The organism is Leclercia pneumoniae (assembly GCF_017348915.1).
Classification (GTDB): Bacteria; Pseudomonadota; Gammaproteobacteria; order Enterobacterales; family Enterobacteriaceae; genus Enterobacter; species Enterobacter pneumoniae.
Map to the genome: position 1 here is coordinate 3762553 of NZ_CP071383.1, position 19462 is coordinate 3782014.

Sequence of the window (19462 nt, forward strand, 5' to 3'; positions counted from 1 at the left end):
ATGAACGTCCTGTCCCCCGGCGGCTCAACAAGGCGTCCTGCCTGATAATAAGCCCTCCGCCTGAGCGGAGGGCAAATGGCAACCTTACTCGCCTTGTTCCGCTGCCGGAGCTTCCGGCGCGGCGGCAGGCTGTGACTGCTCGGTCGCTTCTTTAATGCTCAGACGGATACGGCCCTGACGGTCAACTTCCAGAACCTTAACCGGTACTTCCTGACCCATCTGCAGGTAATCGGTCACTTTCTCAACGCGCTTGTCGGCGATCTGAGAGATGTGAACCAGACCTTCTTTACCGCCACCGATGGCAACAAATGCGCCAAAGTCAACGATACGGGTCACTTTACCATTGTAGATGCGGCCCACTTCGATTTCCGCAGTAATTTCTTCGATGCGACGGATTGCGTATTTTGCTTTCTCGCCGTCGGTTGCTGCGATCTTCACAGTACCGTCATCTTCGATTTCGATAGTGGTGCCAGTCTCTTCGGTCAGAGCACGGATAACAGAACCGCCTTTACCGATAACGTCTTTGATCTTGTCCGGGCTGATCTTAATCGTGTGGATACGTGGAGCGAACTGAGAGATGTCGCCGCGCGGCGCGTTGATCGCCTGTTCCATCACGCCCAGGATGTGCAGACGCGCACCTTTAGCCTGGTTCAGCGCAACCTGCATGATCTCTTTGGTGATGCCTTCAATTTTGATATCCATCTGCAGTGCAGAGATACCGTCGCGGGAACCCGCCACTTTGAAGTCCATATCACCCAGGTGGTCTTCGTCGCCCAGGATGTCAGACAGAACAACGAAGTTGTCGCCTTCTTTCACCAGACCCATCGCAATACCTGCAACGGCGGCTTTGATTGGCACACCTGCGTCCATCAGCGCCAGGGATGCGCCACATACAGAAGCCATGGAGGAAGAACCGTTGGATTCGGTGATTTCAGAAACCACACGCACGGTGTACGGGAATTTGTCAGCTTCTGGCATAACCGCCAGCACGCCACGTTTCGCCAGACGACCGTGACCAATTTCACGACGCTTCGGCGAACCTACCATACCGGTCTCACCAACGGAGTACGGAGGGAAGTTGTAGTGGAACAGGAAGCTGTCAGTACGCTCACCCATCAGTTCGTCGATGTTCTGCGCGTCACGTGCAGTACCCAGGGTCGCGGTAACCAGCGCCTGAGTTTCGCCACGGGTGAACAGTGCGGAACCGTGAGTACGTGGCAGAACGCCAGTACGCACATCCAGACCACGGATCATGTCTTTCTCACGGCCATCGATGCGCGGCTCGCCTGCCAGTACACGGCTACGAACAACGTTTTTCTCGATAGCGTGCAGGATTTCGCTCAGCTCGTTAGCATCCAGCGTTTCGTCTTCAGCCACCAGCGTCGCAACGGTTTCAGACTTGATCACGTCAACCTGAGCATAACGCTCTTGTTTGTCAGTGATACGGTAAGCATCGCTCAGGCGAGATTCTGCCAGAGCCGCTACGCGTGCGTTCAGCGCGTCGTTTACCGCTTCTGGCTGCCAGTCCCAACGTGGTTTACCGGCTTCTTTCACCAGGTCGTTGATGTTCTGGATAACGATCTGCTGCTGGTCGTGGCCATATACCACAGCACCCAGCATCTGGTCTTCGCTCAGCAGCTCAGCTTCGGATTCAACCATCAGCACTGCCGCTTCAGTACCCGCAACTACCAGGTCCAGCTTACTCTCTTTCAGCTCTTCCTGAGTTGGGTTCAGTACATACTGGTCATTGATATAACCAACACGTGCAGCACCGATTGGGCCGTTGAATGGAATACCAGACAGGGAGAGCGCAGCAGATGCGCCGATCATCGCAACGATGTCCGGGTTAACCTGTGGGTTAACAGAAACAACGGTGGCAATAACCTGTACTTCGTTAACGAAGCCTTCCGGGAACAGCGGGCGAACCGGGCGGTCAATCAGACGCGCGATCAGGGTTTCGCCTTCGCTTGGACGGCCTTCACGACGGAAGAAACCACCCGGGATTTTACCGGCAGCGTAGGTACGCTCCTGGTAGTTAACGGTCAGCGGGAAAAAGTCCTGACCTGGTTTAGCTTTTTTCTGGCCGACAACGGTCACGAATACCGCGGTGTCATCCATGCTTACCATTACGGCAGCAGTCGCCTGACGCGCCATCATGCCGGTTTCCAGCGTAACGGTGTGTTGACCGTACTGGAATTTACGAACGATCGGATTCAGCAAGATTCTGTCCTTTCTTAAATAAGTGTCAGCACACCCCTGGCGTGCTGACGATTTAACCGGATCTACTCTGCATCCTCGCGACTAATGACAACCGACACCCTTATGGGTGAAGCCTCTCATTAGCCGCGCGAACCTCTGCAATGCAGATCATTTAAAGCAACAATACATTAGTTTCCAGTGAATTGCTGCGTCTGATTGAAAAAAGGGGCCATAAGGCCCCCTTTTCTGAAACTCGCAAGACTTAGCGACGCAGACCCAGACGCTCGATCAGCGCGGTGTAGCGTGCAACATCTTTACGTTTCAGGTAGTCGAGCAGTTTACGACGCTGAGAAACCATACGCAGCAGACCACGACGGCTGTGGTGATCTTTTTTGTGCTCTGCAAAGTGACCCTGCAGGTGGTTAATCTGTGCAGTCAGCAGTGCAACCTGAACTTCGGTAGAACCGCTGTCGTTAGCATCACGACCAAACTCAGAAACGATTTTAGCTTTAGCTTCAACGCTTAGAGACATTTTACAACTCCAAAGTATAAAGAATGAAAGGATGCCGATCTCTAATTCAGCTATCCCGAGTATAACGCCGGCCTATTGTTAAACAATTTGCGAGACGTTAAGCCGCAATATTCTACCCGCCTCCCCTGCTTATCGCAAGTTGAGGCGTGAGGTTATGCGGGATATTCGACCACCAGACGACGAGGTGCGACACGCCCTTCGTCATCCATTTCACCCATACCGATGAACTTACCTTCGTCACCTTCCGTGACGCGAACCAGGCCATCGGCCGGTGCGCCTGAGGTGCGAACAGGGTTGCCGTTTTTAAAGTAAACGGACGATGTTAACGGCAAATTCACGACCGGATAGTCCGCGGCCGGACTGTCCATAGGCATCAAAAGCGGGTCCAGCAGCTCGGCGGCAGAGAGACCCTGCTGTTCCGCCTGCTCCACCAGCGCACCAAGCTGCTCAAGCGTCACCATCCGCTCAGCGGGATAGTTGCTGACGGCAAGGCGACGCAGGTAGATGACGTGCGCGCCGCAACCCAGTTTTTCGCCCAGGTCGTCGATAATGGTGCGGATGTAAGTGCCCTTTGAACAGTGCACTTCCAGCTCCAGCTCGTCGCCTTCGTGGCGGATAAACAGCAGCTCGTAAACGGTGATCGGGCGAGTCTCACGCGGCACCTCGATACCCTGACGCGCATACTCGTAGAGCTTCTTGCCCTGGTATTTCAGCGCCGAATACATAGAGGGCACCTGCTGAGTCTCGCCACGGAAGCTTTCCAGCGCATCAGCAAGCTGCTCTGCGCTAAAAGTGACAGGACGCTCTTCCACGACCTGACCATCAGCATCAGAGGTATCGGTACGCTGACCCAGCTTTGCGATGACGCGATAGCGCTTATCAGAATCCAGCAGATACTGAGAAAACTTTGTCGCTTCGCCAAGACAGACTGGCAGCATGCCGGTCGCCAGGGGGTCCAGCGCACCGGTATGGCCGGCCCGGTTGGCGTTATATAGACGCTTTACCTTTTGCAGAACGTCGTTGCTGGATGCCCCTTGCGGTTTATCCAGCAACAGCACGCCATGCACGTCGCGACCGCGACGACGAGGACGACTCATCAGTCCTCCTTATTGTCGTCCGGGTTTACACGACGTTCGTCGTCGTGTTTAACCACGCTGGTCACCAGGTTGGACATGCGCATACCTTCTACCAGCGAGTTGTCATAGAAGAAGGTCAGCTCAGGCACGATACGCAGGCGCATTGCTTTACCAAGCAGGGAACGGATGAAACCCGAAGCTTCCTGCAGCGCTTTAATGCCGTTTTTTACCGCCGCTTCGTCCTGATCGTTCAGGAAGGTCACGAACACTTTGGCATAGGCCAGGTCACGCGACATTTCAACGCCTGACACGGTGGTCATCATGCCCACGCGTGGGTCTTTAATTTCGCGTTGCAGAATGAGCGCGATCTCTTTCTGCATTTCCTGCGCTACGCGCTGAGGGCGACCAAATTCTTTCGCCATAATAAATTCTCCAGACAAAAAGGGGCTAAAAGCCCCTTTTGAAATTATTGCCGGGTGGCGCTTCGCTTACCCGGCCTACGCGAATTAATCATCTACGGATTTTGGTTTGCCGCCAACACAGTGGCGGCCCAAAAGTCGACGACGATTACGCGATGGTACGCTGAATTTCGATGATCTCGAACACTTCGATCATGTCGCCAACGCGAACATCGTTGTAGTTCTTCACGCCGATACCACATTCCATACCGTTACGGACTTCGTTAACGTCATCTTTGAAGCGGCGCAGAGATTCCAGCTCGCCTTCGTAGATAACCACGTTGTCACGCAGTACGCGGATTGGGTTGTGACGTTTGATGGTACCTTCAGTAACCATACAGCCCGCGATAGCACCAAATTTCGGTGATTTGAACACGTCACGGACTTCAGCCAGACCGATGATCTGCTGTTTCAGCTCAGGAGAGAGCATGCCGCTCATCGCTGCTTTCACTTCGTCGATCAGATGATAGATGACGGAGTAGTAACGCAGATCCAGGCTTTCAGCATCGATAACTTTACGCGCGGACGCGTCAGCACGAACGTTGAAGCCAACCAGGATAGCATTGGACGCTGCAGCCAGAGTCGCGTCGGTTTCGGTGATACCACCTACGCCAGAACCGATGATCTTCACTTTCACTTCGTCGGTAGACAGTTTCAGCAAGGAGTCGGAGATCGCTTCCACAGAACCCTGAACGTCGGCTTTCAGTACGATGTTCACTTCGTGAACTTCGCCTTCGGTCATGTTGGCAAACATGTTCTCGAGTTTAGATTTCTGCTGACGAGCCAGTTTAACTTCACGGAATTTGCCCTGACGATACAGCGCAACTTCACGTGCTTTCTTCTCGTCACGAACTACGGTCACTTCGTCACCCGCAGCCGGCACGCCGGACAGACCCAGGATTTCCACCGGAATGGACGGACCTGCTTCCATCACTTCCTGGCCCAGTTCGTCACGCATTGCACGAACACGGCCATACTCGAAGCCACACAGTACGATGTCACCCTTATTCAGGGTACCTTCGCGTACCAGTACGGTTGCAACCGGGCCACGACCTTTATCCAGGAAGGACTCGATAACCGCGCCGCTCGCCATACCTTTACGAACCGCTTTCAGCTCCAGAACTTCAGCCTGCAGCAGGATAGCGTTCAGCAGGTCGTCGATACCGGTACCCGCTTTTGCAGATACAGGGATGAACTGTGCTTCACCGCCCCACTCTTCCGGCATAACGCCGTACTGAGAGAGTTCGTTTTTAACGCGGTCCATGTCAGCTTCTGGTTTGTCGATTTTGTTGACTGCAACAACCAGTGGCACCTGCGCCGCTTTCGCGTGCTGGATAGCTTCGATGGTCTGTGGCATCACGCCGTCGTCGGCTGCAACAACCAGTACCACGATATCCGTTGCCTGCGCACCACGAGCACGCATTGAGGTAAAGGCGGCGTGGCCCGGGGTATCCAGGAAGGTGATCATGCCGTTATCGGTTTCTACGTGGTAAGCACCGATGTGCTGGGTAATACCACCCGCTTCGCCGGAGGCAACCTTAGTAGAACGAATGTAGTCGAGCAGAGAGGTTTTACCGTGGTCAACGTGACCCATGATGGTCACAACCGGTGCACGCGGTTCAGCCGCAGCGCCAGTGTCACGGTCGCTCATTACGGCTTCTTCCAGTTCGTTTTCACGACGCAGGATAACTTTGTGGCCCATCTCTTCGGCAACCAGCTGTGCGGTTTCCTGATCGATAACCTGGTTGATGGTCGCCATCGCGCCCAGCTTCATCATCGCTTTGATGACCTGAGAGCCTTTCACGGCCATCTTGTTCGCCAGATCGCCAACGGTGATGGTTTCGCCAATGATAACGTCACGGTTAACAGCCTGCGCTGGCTTCTGGAAGCCCTGCTGCAGAGCGGAACCTTTACGCTTACCGCCTTTCCCACCGCGACCCGCTGCACGCGCTTCTTCGCGATCGGCTTTGGATTCAGCGTGCTTGTTGCCTTTCTTCTGAGGACGGGCAGTCTTCGACGCGGTGCGGGTACGGCCACGACCACCTTCAACTTCACGGTCGTTTTCGTCTTCTGCCTGGCGTGCATGCTGGGAAGTGGTTACGTGGTAATCGCTGGTGTCTTCAGTCTGTTCAGCGGTATTCACGCCGTTTTTCTCGTTTTCTTCTGCCATACGGCGCGCTTCTTCAGCAACACGACGTGCGTCTTCTTCCAGCTTACGGCGAGCTTCTTCTTCCGCTTTACGCTTCAGTTCAGCTGCTTCATTTTCACGACGGGCTTTTTCCGTCTGGGCTGTTTTGGTCATTTCGTCAGTCTGTTGATTGCTCACTTTGTCTTTTTCCGCAGCTTCACGCTTCGCTTTATCACTGGCGTCGCGTTTCGCTTTTTCTGCGGCCTCACGTTCAGCTTTTAATTCTGCTTCACGTTTGGCAGTTGCTTCTGCCTCACGCTGAGCTTGTTCTTCCGCTTCACGCTGTGCCTGCTCTTCCGCAGCAAGGCGTTCAGCCTCTTGCGGATCACGTTTTACAAAGGTGCGCGTCTTGCGGACTTCGATTTGTACCGATTTGCTTTTACCACCGGTACCAGGGATATTCAACGTGCTACGCGTTTTGCGCTGCAACGTTAACTTGTCAGGCGTAGAACCATGTTCACGGTTCAGGTGCGCTAACAAGGTTTGTTTCTCTTGCGCGGTTACCGAATCATCAGCGGACTTCGGGATCCCTGCATCAGCAAATTGCTGTACCAGGCGATCCACGGAGGTCTGAATCTCGGCAGCCAGCGTTTTTACAGTTACATCAGTCATGCTGTTCCTTCCTGCTACAGTTTATTACGCTTCGTCGCCAAACCAGCAAATATTACGTGCGGCCATGATGAGTTCGCCGGCTTTCTCGTCGGTTAAACCTTCGATATCGGCCAGGTCATCAACGCCTTGTTCAGCGAGATCTTCCAGCGTACAAACACCACGGGCAGCCAGCTTGAACGCAATCGCACGATCAAGACCTTCCAGATTCAGCAGGTCATCAGCCGGCTTCTTATCACCAAGGCTTTCTTCCTGAGCCAGTGCCAGGGTGGTCAGTGCGTTTTTAGCGCGTTCACGCAGGGCTTCAACGGTTGGCTCATCCAGACCGTCAATTTCCAGCAGCTCTTTCATTGGCACATAGGCCAGCTCTTCCAGCGTAGAGAAGCCTTCTTCAACCAGTACAGTGGCGAAATCTTCGTCAATGTCCAGGTACTTAGTGAAGGTATCGATCGCCGCGTGGGCTTCAGCCTGATGCTTAGCCTGCAGGTCATCAACGGTCATTACGTTGAGTTCCCAGCCGCTCAGCTGAGACGCCAGACGCACGTTTTGACCGTTACGGCCAATCGCCTGCGCCAGGTTACCCGCTTCAACAGCGATATCCATGGTGTGCTTATCTTCGTCCACAACAATGGAAGCTACGTCAGCCGGCGCCATCGCGTTGATCACGAATTGCGCCGGGTTGTCGTCCCACAGAACGATATCGATACGTTCGCCGCCCAGTTCGGTCGAGACCGCCTGCACGCGAGCACCACGCATACCTACGCATGCGCCAACCGGATCGATACGCTTGTCGTTGGTTTTTACCGCGATTTTCGCACGGGAACCAGGATCGCGAGCGGCCGCTTTGATTTCGATAACTTCTTCGCCGATTTCCGGCACTTCAATGCGGAACAGTTCAACCAGCATTTCTGGTTTAGAACGCGTCACGAACAGCTGGGCACCGCGTGCTTCTGGACGCACAGCGTAAAGTACGCCACGGATACGGTCACCCGGACGGAAGTTTTCACGCGGGAGCATGTCTTCACGCAGGATGACGGCTTCAGCATTACCCGCCATGCCTTCAGATTTGATTTCCAGGGAAATGTTGTCGCGGTTAACTTTCTTCACCACGCCAGTAACGATTTCACCTTCCTGATCGCGGAACTGATCAACCACCATAGCGCGCTCGGCTTCACGTACTTTCTGCACGATAACCTGCTTCGCCGTCTGGGTAGTGATACGGTCAAAGGTCACAGATTCAATCTGATCTTCAACATACTCGCCAACATTCAGGCTTTCATCTTCGAAACGTGCTGCTTCCAGCGTGATCTCTTTAGTCGGCTGAGTCACTTCTTCCACGATCACCCAACGGCGGAACGTGTCGAAGTCACCGCTTCTGCGATCGATTTCAACGCGAACATCGATCTCTTGCTCGTATTTTTTCTTGGTTGCTGTAGCCAGTGCACTTTCCAGCGCTTCGAAAATCTTCTCACGCGGCAGCGCTTTCTCATTGGAAACGGCTTCAACAACAGCCAAAATTTCTTTGTTCATCGCGGGCTTTTCACCTCAATCCAGACTGTTAAAAGTGGGGAACCAGGTTCGCCTTCTGGATATTACTCAGCGCGAACACTTCATCTTTGCCTTCGACTGTCACCGTGATCATTTCACCATCAACGGCTTTGATAACGCCCTGCCATTTACGGCGGTTCTGTACAGCCATACGCAGAACGAGAGCCACTTCTTCACCGGTAAAACGCACATAGTGCTCGGCCGTGAACATTGGACGATCGAGGCCAGGTGAGGAAACTTCCAGGTTGTATGCAACAGTAATCGGGTCTTCAACGTCAAGAACCGCACTCACCTGGTGGCTGACATCAGCACAATCGTCAACATTGATGCCATCTTCACTATCAATATAGATGCGCAGCGTCGATGTACGGCCGCGAACGAATTCGATGCCGACCAGTTCGTAGCCCAGTGCTTCGACCGGTGCTGTAATCATCTCTGTTAATTTTTGCTCTAATGTGGACAAGCCCACCCCCAAGACATAAAAAAAGGGCATAAAGCCCAGTTATTCTGTAGTCAGATAACAAAAAACCCCGATAAATCGGGGCTTTAGATAACTGAACCCTATAGCCGCAACTGCGGCCTGGAGCACTCTCCGAAAGAATTCTTTCAAATCCAGCTACGAAGGCTCTGAGTCTTCACAGTATATTTGAAAAAGAACTTAATGGGAAAGTGGTTGCGGGGGCCGGATTTGAACCGACGACCTTCGGGTTATGAGCCCGACGAGCTACCAGGCTGCTCCACCCCGCGCCTGAAACGTGGCAAATTCTACTCGTTTTGGGTAAAAAATGCAAATAATGCTGGGATTTGGTACCGAGGACGGGACGTAAAATCGGCGTTTAGTATATTGATAGTATGGGTTGGCTGTCAACCCTGTAACCGACAGTGGAAAGGCTAAGATATTTTTACAAAAAGTACACGAATGTCTTCCGGTCATCGTCAAAAGATGATTAAATGAAAACTCACTTATTTTGCATAAAAATGCAATTCAGGTGAAAAGGATAACTCATCAGTCAATCAAGCAGGGTTTTATTTTATGACGACGATTCTCAAGCATCTTCCGCAAGGACAACGTATTGGCATCGCTTTTTCGGGCGGCCTGGATACCAGCGCTGCACTGCTGTGGATGCGCCAAAAGGGAGCGGTTCCTTATGCATATACTGCGAACCTGGGTCAGCCGGATGAGGACGATTATGAAGCCATCCCGCGTCGCGCCATGGAGTATGGTGCAGAGAACGCCCGTCTGATTGACTGCCGTAAGCAACTGGTTGCTGAAGGTATCGCAGCCATTCAGTGTGGCGCGTTTCATAACACCACCGGCGGTTTGACTTATTTCAATACCACGCCTCTGGGTCGCGCCGTGACCGGTACTATGCTGGTTGCTGCGATGAAAGAAGACGGCGTCAATATCTGGGGTGACGGCAGCACCTATAAAGGCAACGACATTGAGCGTTTCTATCGCTATGGCCTGCTGACCAACGCTGAACTGCAGATCTACAAACCCTGGCTGGATACCGATTTCATCGATGAGCTGGGTGGTCGTCATGAAATGTCTGAATTTATGATTGCCTGCGGCTTCGATTATAAGATGTCCGTCGAGAAAGCTTACTCAACTGACTCCAACATGCTGGGTGCGACGCACGAAGCGAAAGACCTGGAGTACCTGAACTCCAGCGTGAAGATCGTTAACCCGATCATGGGCGTTAAGTTCTGGGACGAAAACGTCAAAATCCAGGCCGAAGAAGTGACAGTACGTTTCGAGCGCGGCCATCCGGTTGCCCTGAACGGCAAAACCTTCTCTGACGATGTCGAGCTGATGATGGAAGCGAACCGTATCGGCGGACGTCACGGTCTGGGCATGAGCGACCAGATTGAGAACCGTATTATCGAAGCGAAAAGCCGTGGCATCTATGAAGCTCCGGGGATGGCGCTGCTGCACATTGCCTATGAACGTCTGCTGACCGGTATTCACAACGAAGATACCATCGAGCAGTATCACTCTCATGGTCGTCAGTTAGGTAAACTTCTGTATCAGGGCCGCTGGTTCGACCCGCAGGCACTGATGCTGCGTGATGCGTTGCAGCGCTGGGTGGCAAGCGCCATCACGGGCGAAGTGACGCTGGAGCTGCGTCGCGGTAATGACTACTCCATCCTTAACACGGTCTCTGACAACCTGACCTACCAGGCAGAACGTCTGACCATGGAGAAAGGCGATTCAGTCTTCTCTCCGGACGATCGTATCGGCCAGCTGACTATGCGTAATCTAGATATCACCGATACCCGTGCCAAGCTGTTCACCTATACTGAGAACGGTCTGCTCTCGGTATCCGGTGGAAATGGTTTGCCGCAGGTTGAGAATCAGGATCATAACGATAAGTCGTAATCGTTACTCCGAAAGAAAAAAAGCGCCTGCCAGGCGCTTTTTTTTGCCCTTTAACGGGGCGCGTCGATAGTATCTAACCCATTATCGTCACTGTCAGGTGATAAAGGACAGACGAAAAAAAAGACGCTTTTCAGCGTCTTTCTTTCGGAATATTGGTACCGAGGATGGGACTCGAACCCACAAGCCCGTTAGGGCACTACCACCTCAAGGTAGCGTGTCTACCAATTCCACCACCTCGGTACGGAATACTTACTTACTGCGGGATATCGCTGGTCGGCTTAGCCGGTGCAGCTGGCTGAGTCTGCTCGGATTTCGCCGGCGCGCTCAGGTTTTCCCACTCACTTCCCTTACTGGTCTTGTTGCTGTTGATATTGCCAAGCGCCAGGCTGATGATGAAAAACAGCGTCGCCAGAATCGCCGTTGCACGGGTCATGAAGTTACCAGAACCACTTGAACCGAACAGCGTACCGGAAGCGCCTGCTCCGAAGGAGGCTCCCATGTCAGCGCCTTTACCTTGCTGCAGCATAATCAGCGCAACGAGTGCGATGGCCACAATAAGGAAAACAACCAAAAGAGCTTCGTACATAATCAACCTGTTCCTTGCGGATTTGCCGCATACCAATGCTTCGACCAATAAGCAGGAATTTCTCTTTCCCACTGAAGCGGGTGTGAATACTAACCAAAGCGAATGACCTTCGCAAGGGCAATTTCAGCGCATTGTATCAAGTGCGGAAAAAAACAGCAAAAGCCGCATATCTGCGCAATTTAAAGGCGGCAATCGCCGCCTTTTTAAACACTTAACCTGAATGATTATGCCGCTTTTACCGCATCGGCGATACGGTGAGCAAATTCAGTCACCTGAGCTTCGTCTTCACCCTCTACCATCACGCGGATCAGCGGTTCAGTACCAGATTTACGCAGCAATACACGGCCACGTGAGCCCAGCGCGGCTTCAACCTCGGCCATGACGGCTTTCACGTTCTCATTTTCCAGCGGATCGCCGCTACCTGCAGAGAAACGTACGTTGACCAAAATCTGCGGGAACATTTTCATGCCGCTGCAGAGGTCGTGCAGGGACATATGGTTACGTACCATCGCCGCCACAACCTGCAGGCCCGCCACGATGCCATCGCCCGTGGTGGTTTTATCCAGCAGAATAACGTGACCGGAGTTTTCAGCCCCAATGCGCCACCCTTTCTCCTGCAATTTTTCCAGTACATAGCGATCGCCCACTTTCGCGCGGACAAACGGAATGCCGAGCTGTTTCAGCGCCAGTTCCAGACCCATGTTACTCATCAGCGTACCAACAGCACCGCCGCGCAGTTGTCCCTGGCGCAGCCCTTCACGCGCAATGATATACAAGATCTGGTCGCCATCGACCTTGTGACCCTCATGGTCGACCATGATGACGCGGTCGCCGTCGCCGTCCAGCGCAATCCCCAGATCGGCTTTTTCTGCCAGCACACGGGCCTGCAGTGCCCGGACGTCGGTTGCCCCAACGCCTTCGTTGATGTTCACGCCATCCGGTTCACAGCCGATAGTAATCACTTTCGCGCCCAGTTCGCGGAACACATTCGGTGCAATGTGGTAGGTCGCGCCGTTCGCACAGTCGACAACAATTTTGAGATGGCTAAGGCTCAGCTCGTTAGGGAAGGTACCTTTGCAGAATTCAATGTAGCGGCCCGCAGCATCCACAATGCGGCTCGCTTTACCCAGCTCAGCAGAATCTACGCAGGTAATCTCTTTTTCCATCTCCGCTTCAATGGCTTCCTCTACTTCATCTGGCAGTTTGGTACCGTCGATGGAGAAGAATTTGATGCCGTTGTCATAAAACGGGTTATGGGAAGCAGAGATAACAATACCCGCTTCCGCGCGGAAGGTGCGGGTGAGATAAGCCACTGCAGGGGTCGGCATCGGTCCTGTAAAAGAGGCAGAAAGCCCCGCAGCGGCCAGCCCAGCCTCTAATGCCGATTCCAGCATATAACCGGAGATACGCGTATCTTTGCCAATGATGATTTTGCGTGAGCCGTGACGCGCCAGCACTTTACCAGCTGCCCAGCCCAGCTTCAGGACAAAATCAGGGGTGATTGGTGCATCGCCTACGCGCCCACGGATGCCATCGGTACCAAAATATTTACGTTCACTCATAGCGTTTGTTTTCCTTCGCTGCCAATGTAGCTTCCACTACACGCATGGCTTCAACAGTCTCTTTTACGTCATGGACGCGAATAATATGAGCTCCCTGCATCGCTGCAATAACGGCGCAAGCCAGGCTGCCGCTCAGGCGCTCGGAAGGGCCCACGTTCAGCAACTGTCCTATCATTGATTTTCTCGACATCCCAACCAGCAGCGGCAGGCCAAAATGGTGAAACTCAGATAAGCGCGCAAGAAGTTCGTAGTTATGGGAGAGATTCTTACCGAAACCGAATCCCGGGTCGAGTAGCAATTTCTCTTTTGGGATGCCTGCACGCTCACAGCGTGCGATATGCTCAATAAAGAAGCGATTAACATCGGCAAAGACATCTGCATACTTAGGCGCTTCCTGCATCGTTTTCGGCTGCCCCTGCATGTGCATCAGGCACACCGGTAGCCCGGTTTCTGCTGCCGCCTCAAGCGCGCCCGGCTCGGTCAGCGAGCGAATGTCATTGATAATGTGAGCACCTACTCTCGCCACTTCGCGAATCACTTCAGGCTTAGAGGTGTCGACGGAAATCCACACTTCAAAACGTTGAGCAATCGCCTCAACCACTGGAACGACGCGCGCTAACTCTTCGTCTACCGAAACATCCGCCGCCCCCGGGCGCGTGGACTCCCCGCCGACATCAATAATGGTGGCACCCGCGTTGATCATCAAATTCGCGTGTCTCACCGCCTCGATAAGCGTGTTGTGCGTCCCGCCGTCGGAGAAGGAGTCAGGGGTAACATTCAGGATACCCATCACATGAGGATGTGAGAGTTCAAGATGCGAATCCTGGGCGAAAAGTTTCATGGCAAAAATCCCTGGTAACTATATGGTTTAGCGGAAAAGAAAAACCCCGGAGCAAGCTCCAGGGTTTTGAAGTTAAGACAAACGCATCAACAGCAGTGACTTATTTGTCGCCCAACTGTTCTGACATGGTGTTACCCGGGTTTGGCGTACGCGGTTCATCGACCGGACGCGGTGCACGCGGAGTGCCATTGTTGTCAGAATTGTTGGAAGCGCCTGGGTCTTCCCAGCCTGCTGGCGGACGCACATCACGGCGAGCCATCAGGTCGTCGATCTGCGGCGCATCGATGGTTTCATATTTCATGAGCGCATCTTTCATCGCATGCAGGATGTCCATATTGTCATTCAGGATTTGACGAGCACGAGCATAGTTACGCTCGATAAGCGATTTCACTTCCTGATCGATGATACGTGCTGTTTCATCGGACATATGTTTGGCTTTCGCTACAGAACGGCCCAGGAAAACTTCACCCTCTTCTTCCGCATACAGCAGAGGACCGAGTTTGTCAGAGAAACCCCATTGGGTCACCATGTTACGCGCCAGGTTAGTCGCAACTTTAATATCGTTGGACGCACCGGTAGAAACATGTTCCGCACCGTAGATGATCTCTTCTGCCAGACGACCACCGTAGAGGGTCGAAATCTGACTTTCCAGCTTCTGACGGCTGGCGCTGATCGCGTCGCCCTCTGGCAGGAAGAAGGTCACACCCAGCGCACGACCGCGCGGAATAATCGTCACTTTGTGTACCGGATCATGTTCCGGTACCAGGCGACCAATAATGGCGTGGCCTGCTTCGTGATAAGCCGTGGACTCTTTCTGCGCTTCCGTCATCACCATGGATCGACGTTCCGCACCCATCATGATTTTGTCTTTCGCTTTCTCGAACTCCACCATGGAAACCACGCGCTTGTTACCGCGAGCCGCAAACAGAGCCGCTTCGTTCACCAGGTTAGCCAGATCAGCACCGGAGAAGCCCGGCGTACCGCGCGCAATGATTGCCGCATCGATATCTGGCGCCAGCGGAACGCGACGCATGTGTACTTTCAGAATCTGTTCACGACCACGAACATCCGGCAGACCGACCACAACCTGACGGTCGAAACGGCCTGGACGCAGCAGTGCTGGGTCGAGTACGTCCGGACGGTTAGTCGCCGCGATAACGATAATACCTTCGTTACCTTCGAAGCCATCCATCTCAACCAGCATCTGGTTAAGGGTCTGTTCACGTTCATCGTGACCACCGCCCAGGCCTGCGCCACGCTGGCGGCCTACGGCGTCGATTTCATCGATGAAGATGATGCACGGTGCCGCTTTCTTGGCCTGTTCGAACATGTCGCGCACACGAGATGCACCCACACCCACGAACATTTCCACGAAGTCGGAACCAGAAATGGTAAAGAACGGCACCTTCGCTTCACCCGCAATGGCTTTCGCCAGCAGGGTTTTACCGGTACCTGGAGGGCCGACCATCAGAACGCCTTTCGGGATCTTACCGCCCAGTTTCTGGAAACGGCTCGGCTCACGCAGATATTCAACCAGCTCACCCACCTCTTCTTTTGCTTCGTCACAACCTGCGACGTCGGCAAAAGTGGTTTTGATCTGGTCTTCCGTCAGCATGCGCGCCTTACTCTTACCGAACGACATGGCGCCTTTGCCACCGCCGCCCTGCATCTGACGCATAAAGAAGATCCAGACGCCGATAAGCAGCAGCATCGGGAACCACGAAATGAAGATAGAAGCCAGCAGGCTTGGTTCTTCCGGCGGCTCACCGACCACCTTGACGTTTTTAGTCAGAAGGTTATCAAGCAGCTTAGGATCGTTCACCGGGATGTAAGTCGTGTAACGGTTACTATCTTTCTTGGTAACGTTGATCTCACGTCCGTTGATACGCGCTTCGCGAACCTGATCCTGGTTGACCTCTTGCAGGAAGGTAGAATAATCCACCTTGCGGCCATTAGACTCGCTGGGCCCAAAGCTCTGGAATACTGACATCAGCACAACGGCAATGACCAGCCAGAGTATTAGGTTTTTCGCCATGTCACTCAAGGGATTAACCTCTTATTACAACTGTGTTAAAAACAGCGTCAGGATACTCTGTATCCGATTTATTTCAAACTTTCGTCTGAAACTCACCGACTATCATTTTCGCCCGGTCGCTACAATATACACTTCGCGTGAACGCGCACGAGAAGAGTCCGGCTTACGAACTTTGACCTTCGTAAACAGGGAGCGAATTTCCTTTAGATACTCCTCGAAACCTTCGCCCTGGAACACCTTTACTAAAAAACTACCACCTGGCGCCAATACATCACGACACATTTCTAACGCCAGTTCTACCAGATACATGGAGCGAGGAATATCCACCGCCGGTGTTCCGCACATATTTGGCGCCATATCAGACATGACAACCTGTACTTTACTGTCACCTACACGCTCAAGTAACGCTTTCAGCACTAATTCATCACGAAAGTCGCCCTGAAGGAAGTCAACACCAACGATAGGATCCATTGGTAAAAGATCGCATGCAATGATTCGGCCCGTTCCGCCGATTTGCGTCACCGCATACTGAGACCATCCGCCTGGTGCTGCACCGAGATCGACAATCGTCATTCCCGGTTTAAAAAGTTTGTCACTTTGCTGTATTTCATCAAGTTTAAACCAGGCACGGGAACGTAACCCCTTTTTCTGTGCCTGTTGAACATATTTATCGCTAAAGTGTTCCTGGAGCCAGCGGCTCGAGCTAGCAGAACGCTTTTTACCTGTCATTTAACATTCCGTCCTGGTTCATCGTCGCCAGTGGTGTAAATTTCCACATAGCAATTTGGCGATATATGGGAGATGGCGGTAGAATGAACCGTTTTCAATCCCAACGTAAGCAAAAATATACGATGAATCTGAGTACTAAACAAAAACAGCACCTTAAAGGTCTGGCACATCCGCTCAAGCCTGTAGTTATGCTTGGCAACAATGGTTTGACCGAAGGGGTACTGGCCGAGATTGAACAAGCGCTGGAGCACCACGAGCTGATCAAGGTGAAAATCGCCTCTGAAGACAGAGAGACCAAAAACTTGATCGTGGAAGCCATCGTGCGCGAAACCGGCGCCTGTAATGTACAGGTCATCGGTAAAACGCTGGTGCTCTACCGCCCATCTAAAGAGCGTAAAATCTCGCTGCCACGCTAAGATTATCCTGAATTGAACACAGTTTCTGTGTAAAACGAGGGGTTTTCCTTTAGCAGGTGAGCAAAATGCCATGCTCCTTGAGTTGATAAAAGGCCGCTATGCGGCCTTTTTCCTTTCTTTACAATGTATCAACATCTTGCGGGAGATGCGAATTACAGGTAATCAACCTTCGTAATTTCATACTCCACTTCGCCACCCGGGGTACGGATGGTGACCACATCGTCCTGCTCTTTACCGACCAGTCCACGCGCAATCGGCGAATTCACGGAGATCAGATTTTGCTTAAAATCAGCTTCGTCATCGCCCACGATGCGGTAAGTCTGCTCTTCGTCCGTGTCGAGATTAATCACTGTCACGGTTGAACCGAAAATCACGCGGCCGTTATTAGGCATTTTTGTGATATCAATCACCTGCGCGTTAGACAGTTTTGCTTCGATATCCTTGATGCGACCTTCACAGAAGCCCTGCTGTTCACGCGCGGCATGATACTCAGCATTCTCTTTCAGGTCGCCGTGCTCGCGGGCATCCGCGATGGCAGCGATGATTTCAGGGCGGCGAACAGATTTCAGGAAATCCAGTTCTTCACGCAGTTTTTCGGCACCACGTAAGGTCATCGGAATAGCTTGCATTTGTTATACCTCTTAAACATTCCTGTTGGGGGCAGCGTCACCTGCTCCGGCCCCTGCCACCCTGACGTTCAGCGGGGCAGAAGCAAAAGAAAACTGACCCGGAAACGAAGTTCCAGGTCAGCGGCAATTTTTCAGTTTGATACGTATTTTACCCTGAAGTTCACTATGGGTCATCGTTTACTTTGCAGGGCGTTGCGCCTTAGTATGACGGCTTCTTTCCAGCTTGTTAGCGCGAGATTATGCGATTTTCCAGATTTGTCATCGGATTGACCACCAGTATAGCGTTTACTGCCCAGGCTGCTAATGTCGATGAGTACGTTAACCAGCTCCCTGCCGGCGCCAACCTTGCCCTTATGGTGCAGAAGGTCGGTGCCCAGACTCCTGAAATAGAGTATCACAGCCAACAGATGGCGTTGCCCGCCAGTACCCAAAAGGTCATCACCGGGCTGGCGGCGCTACTGCAACTTGGCCCTGATTTTCGCTTTACCACTACGCTGGAAAGCAAGGGTAACATTGATGGCGGTGTACTAAAAGGTGACCTTACGGCGCGATTTGGCGGCGATCCTACGTTAAAGCGTCAGGATATTCGCAATATGGTTGCGGTGATGAAAAAAGCCGGAGTCCAGCGAATCGAAGGCAATGTGCTGATAGATACCTCGATTTTTGCCAGTCATGATAAAGCCCCGGGTTGGCCCTGGAATGACATGACTCAGTGCTTCAGTGCCCCTCCTGCCGCCGCGATTGTTGATCGCAACTGTTTCTCAGTCTCGCTGTATAGCGCGCCTAAAGCCAATGACCTCGCGTTTATACGCGTCGCCTCTTATTACCCAGTCAATATGTTCAGCCAGGTGCGCACCTTAGCGAAAGGCTCCTCAGAAGCCCAGTATTGCGAACTGGACGTGGTGCCCGGTGATTTAAATCGCTTTACGCTTACAGGGTGTCTAACTCAGCGCGCCGATCCGCTGCCGCTGGCGTTTGCCATTCAGGACGGCGCCAGCTACGCCGGGGCCATTCTGAAAGATGAGCTGAAACAAGCGAACATAAGCTATTCCGGAACACTGCTGCGCCAGACGCTGACTAACGAACCGGGAACCGTCCTGGCCAGCAAACAGTCGGCGCCCCTGCATGATCTGCTGAAGATTATGCTGAAAAAGTCAGACAATATGATTGCCGATACCGTATTCCGCATGATTGGCCATGCCCGCTTCGGCGTGCCCGGCACCTGGCGCGCGGGCTCCGATGCGGTACGTCAGATTTTGCGTCAGCAGGCGGGTATCGATCTGGGTAATACCATTGCGGTGGATGGCTCAGGCCTGTCACGCCATAACCTCATCTCCCCCGCCACGATGATGCAGGTGCTTCAATACATTGCCCAGCACGACACTGAGCTAAACTTCATTTCAATGCTGCCGCTGGCAGGTTATGACGGTTCACTGCAATATCGCGCTGGCCTGCACGCGGCTGGTGTCGATGGCAAAGTCTCCGCCAAGACCGGTTCGCTGCAGGGGGTATATAACCTTGCCGGGTTTATTACCACCGCCAGCGGCCAACGCATGGCGTTTGTACAATATCTGTCAGGTTATGCTGTCGAGCCCGCGGATCAACGTAATCGCCGTATTCCACTGGTGCGCTTCGAAAGCCGCCTTTATAAAGACATCTATCAGAATAATTAAC

At 52.9% G+C, this 19462-nt stretch carries 16 protein-coding genes and 2 tRNA genes; 3 read left to right on the top strand and 15 right to left on the bottom strand.

Annotated features, from left to right (window positions below; all coding sequences use genetic code 11):
- Positions 1 to 84: 84 nt before the first annotated feature.
- The 8 genes from pnp to JZ655_RS18280 all read right to left on the bottom strand — a co-directional run bounded on the left by pnp (position 85) and on the right by JZ655_RS18280 (position 9357).
- Positions 85 to 2220 (bottom strand): polyribonucleotide nucleotidyltransferase, encoded by a 2136-nt coding sequence (pnp, locus tag JZ655_RS18245; RefSeq protein WP_207292466.1) that lies wholly within the window; start codon positions 2218 to 2220, stop codon positions 85 to 87.
- Between the two features lie 241 nt (positions 2221 to 2461).
- The gene (rpsO, locus tag JZ655_RS18250) at positions 2462 to 2731 is read right to left on the bottom strand and encodes a 30S ribosomal protein S15 (protein WP_032614416.1); all 270 of its coding nucleotides are present in this window, start codon (positions 2729 to 2731) and stop codon (positions 2462 to 2464) included.
- Between the two features lie 152 nt (positions 2732 to 2883).
- Positions 2884 to 3828: a tRNA pseudouridine(55) synthase TruB gene (gene truB, locus JZ655_RS18255; RefSeq protein WP_207292467.1), complete on the bottom strand. Its 945-nt coding sequence runs from the start codon at positions 3826 to 3828 to the stop codon at positions 2884 to 2886.
- The gene (gene rbfA / locus JZ655_RS18260) at positions 3828 to 4229 is read right to left on the bottom strand and encodes a 30S ribosome-binding factor RbfA (protein WP_040073896.1); all 402 of its coding nucleotides are present in this window, start codon (positions 4227 to 4229) and stop codon (positions 3828 to 3830) included. Before rbfA ends, truB begins: the two co-directional genes overlap by 1 nt.
- A 145-nt stretch (positions 4230 to 4374) precedes the next feature.
- Entirely contained in the window at positions 4375 to 7065 is a 2691-nt protein-coding gene (gene infB, locus JZ655_RS18265) for a translation initiation factor IF-2 (RefSeq protein ID WP_207292468.1), read from the bottom strand.
- Between the two features lie 24 nt (positions 7066 to 7089).
- Complete coding sequence (gene nusA, locus JZ655_RS18270) at positions 7090 to 8592, bottom strand: transcription termination factor NusA (RefSeq protein WP_040073894.1); 1503 nt, start codon at positions 8590 to 8592, stop codon at positions 7090 to 7092.
- 28 nt (positions 8593 to 8620) lie between these two features.
- Positions 8621 to 9073, bottom strand: a complete 453-nt coding sequence (rimP, locus tag JZ655_RS18275) for a ribosome maturation factor RimP (RefSeq protein WP_040078388.1) — start codon at positions 9071 to 9073, stop codon at positions 8621 to 8623.
- A gap of 207 nt (positions 9074 to 9280) precedes the next feature.
- Positions 9281 to 9357 (bottom strand) — tRNA-Met (locus tag JZ655_RS18280).
- Between the two features lie 286 nt (positions 9358 to 9643).
- Between JZ655_RS18280 and argG the strand changes: the two genes are divergently transcribed.
- On the top strand, positions 9644 to 10990 hold the full coding sequence (gene argG / locus JZ655_RS18285) for an argininosuccinate synthase (protein ID WP_207292469.1): 1347 nt from the start codon (positions 9644 to 9646) through the stop codon (positions 10988 to 10990).
- A gap of 153 nt (positions 10991 to 11143) precedes the next feature.
- On the opposite strand, the gene JZ655_RS18290 is transcribed toward argG, so the two are convergent.
- From JZ655_RS18290 to rlmE, 6 genes are all read right to left on the bottom strand, one after another.
- Positions 11144 to 11230 (bottom strand) — tRNA-Leu (locus JZ655_RS18290).
- 13 nt (positions 11231 to 11243) lie between these two features.
- Positions 11244 to 11576 (bottom strand): preprotein translocase subunit SecG, encoded by a 333-nt coding sequence (gene secG / locus JZ655_RS18295; RefSeq protein WP_032614427.1) that lies wholly within the window; start codon positions 11574 to 11576, stop codon positions 11244 to 11246.
- Positions 11577 to 11800: 224 nt separating this feature from the next.
- Positions 11801 to 13138, bottom strand: a complete 1338-nt coding sequence (gene glmM / locus JZ655_RS18300) for a phosphoglucosamine mutase (protein ID WP_046885787.1) — start codon at positions 13136 to 13138, stop codon at positions 11801 to 11803.
- Complete coding sequence (gene folP / locus JZ655_RS18305; protein WP_046885786.1) at positions 13131 to 13979, bottom strand: dihydropteroate synthase; 849 nt, start codon at positions 13977 to 13979, stop codon at positions 13131 to 13133. The genes glmM and folP overlap by 8 nt, the downstream gene beginning before the upstream one ends.
- Positions 13980 to 14079: 100 nt before the next feature.
- Positions 14080 to 16014 carry an ATP-dependent zinc metalloprotease FtsH gene (ftsH, locus tag JZ655_RS18310; protein ID WP_046885785.1) on the bottom strand — a complete coding sequence of 645 codons (1935 nt, stop codon included), beginning with the start codon at positions 16012 to 16014 and terminating at the stop codon, positions 14080 to 14082.
- Between the two features lie 102 nt (positions 16015 to 16116).
- Complete coding sequence (rlmE, locus tag JZ655_RS18315) at positions 16117 to 16743, bottom strand: 23S rRNA (uridine(2552)-2'-O)-methyltransferase RlmE (protein ID WP_039031646.1); 627 nt, start codon at positions 16741 to 16743, stop codon at positions 16117 to 16119.
- Positions 16744 to 16865: 122 nt separating this feature from the next.
- Between rlmE and yhbY the strand changes: the two genes are divergently transcribed.
- Positions 16866 to 17159 (top strand): ribosome assembly RNA-binding protein YhbY, encoded by a 294-nt coding sequence (yhbY, locus tag JZ655_RS18320; protein WP_040078387.1) that lies wholly within the window; start codon positions 16866 to 16868, stop codon positions 17157 to 17159.
- A 152-nt stretch (positions 17160 to 17311) separates the two neighbouring features.
- Here the strand turns inward: yhbY and greA are convergent, their stop codons facing one another.
- Positions 17312 to 17788, bottom strand: a complete 477-nt coding sequence (greA, locus tag JZ655_RS18325; protein WP_046885784.1) for a transcription elongation factor GreA — start codon at positions 17786 to 17788, stop codon at positions 17312 to 17314.
- A gap of 239 nt (positions 17789 to 18027) precedes the next feature.
- On the opposite strand from greA, the gene dacB reads away from it, so the two are divergent.
- Entirely contained in the window at positions 18028 to 19461 is a 1434-nt protein-coding gene (gene dacB, locus JZ655_RS18330) for a serine-type D-Ala-D-Ala carboxypeptidase (protein ID WP_207292470.1), read from the top strand.
- Position 19462 lies beyond the last annotated feature (1 nt).

Bases quoted from the DNA above. Each gene is read 5' to 3' on its own strand.
- rpsO (WP_032614416.1), bottom strand. From the start codon at position 2,731: ATGTCTCTAAGCGTTGAAGCTAAAGCTAAAATCGTTTCTGAGTTTGGT.
- dacB (WP_207292470.1), top strand. From the start codon at position 18,028: ATGCGATTTTCCAGATTTGTCATCGGATTGACCACCAGTATAGCGTTT.
- ftsH (WP_046885785.1), bottom strand. From the start codon at position 16,014: ATGGCGAAAAACCTAATACTCTGGCTGGTCATTGCCGTTGTGCTGATG.
- yhbY (WP_040078387.1), top strand. From the start codon at position 16,866: ATGAATCTGAGTACTAAACAAAAACAGCACCTTAAAGGTCTGGCACAT.
- infB (WP_207292468.1), bottom strand. From the start codon at position 7,065: ATGACTGATGTAACTGTAAAAACGCTGGCTGCCGAGATTCAGACCTCC.
- argG (WP_207292469.1), top strand. From the start codon at position 9,644: ATGACGACGATTCTCAAGCATCTTCCGCAAGGACAACGTATTGGCATC.
- truB (WP_207292467.1), bottom strand. From the start codon at position 3,828: ATGAGTCGTCCTCGTCGTCGCGGTCGCGACGTGCATGGCGTGCTGTTG.
- rlmE (WP_039031646.1), bottom strand. From the start codon at position 16,743: ATGACAGGTAAAAAGCGTTCTGCTAGCTCGAGCCGCTGGCTCCAGGAA.
- nusA (WP_040073894.1), bottom strand. From the start codon at position 8,592: ATGAACAAAGAAATTTTGGCTGTTGTTGAAGCCGTTTCCAATGAGAAA.
- folP (WP_046885786.1), bottom strand. From the start codon at position 13,979: ATGAAACTTTTCGCCCAGGATTCGCATCTTGAACTCTCACATCCTCAT.
- greA (WP_046885784.1), bottom strand. From the start codon at position 17,788: ATGCAAGCTATTCCGATGACCTTACGTGGTGCCGAAAAACTGCGTGAA.
- glmM (WP_046885787.1), bottom strand. From the start codon at position 13,138: ATGAGTGAACGTAAATATTTTGGTACCGATGGCATCCGTGGGCGCGTA.
- rbfA (WP_040073896.1), bottom strand. From the start codon at position 4,229: ATGGCGAAAGAATTTGGTCGCCCTCAGCGCGTAGCGCAGGAAATGCAG.
- secG (WP_032614427.1), bottom strand. From the start codon at position 11,576: ATGTACGAAGCTCTTTTGGTTGTTTTCCTTATTGTGGCCATCGCACTC.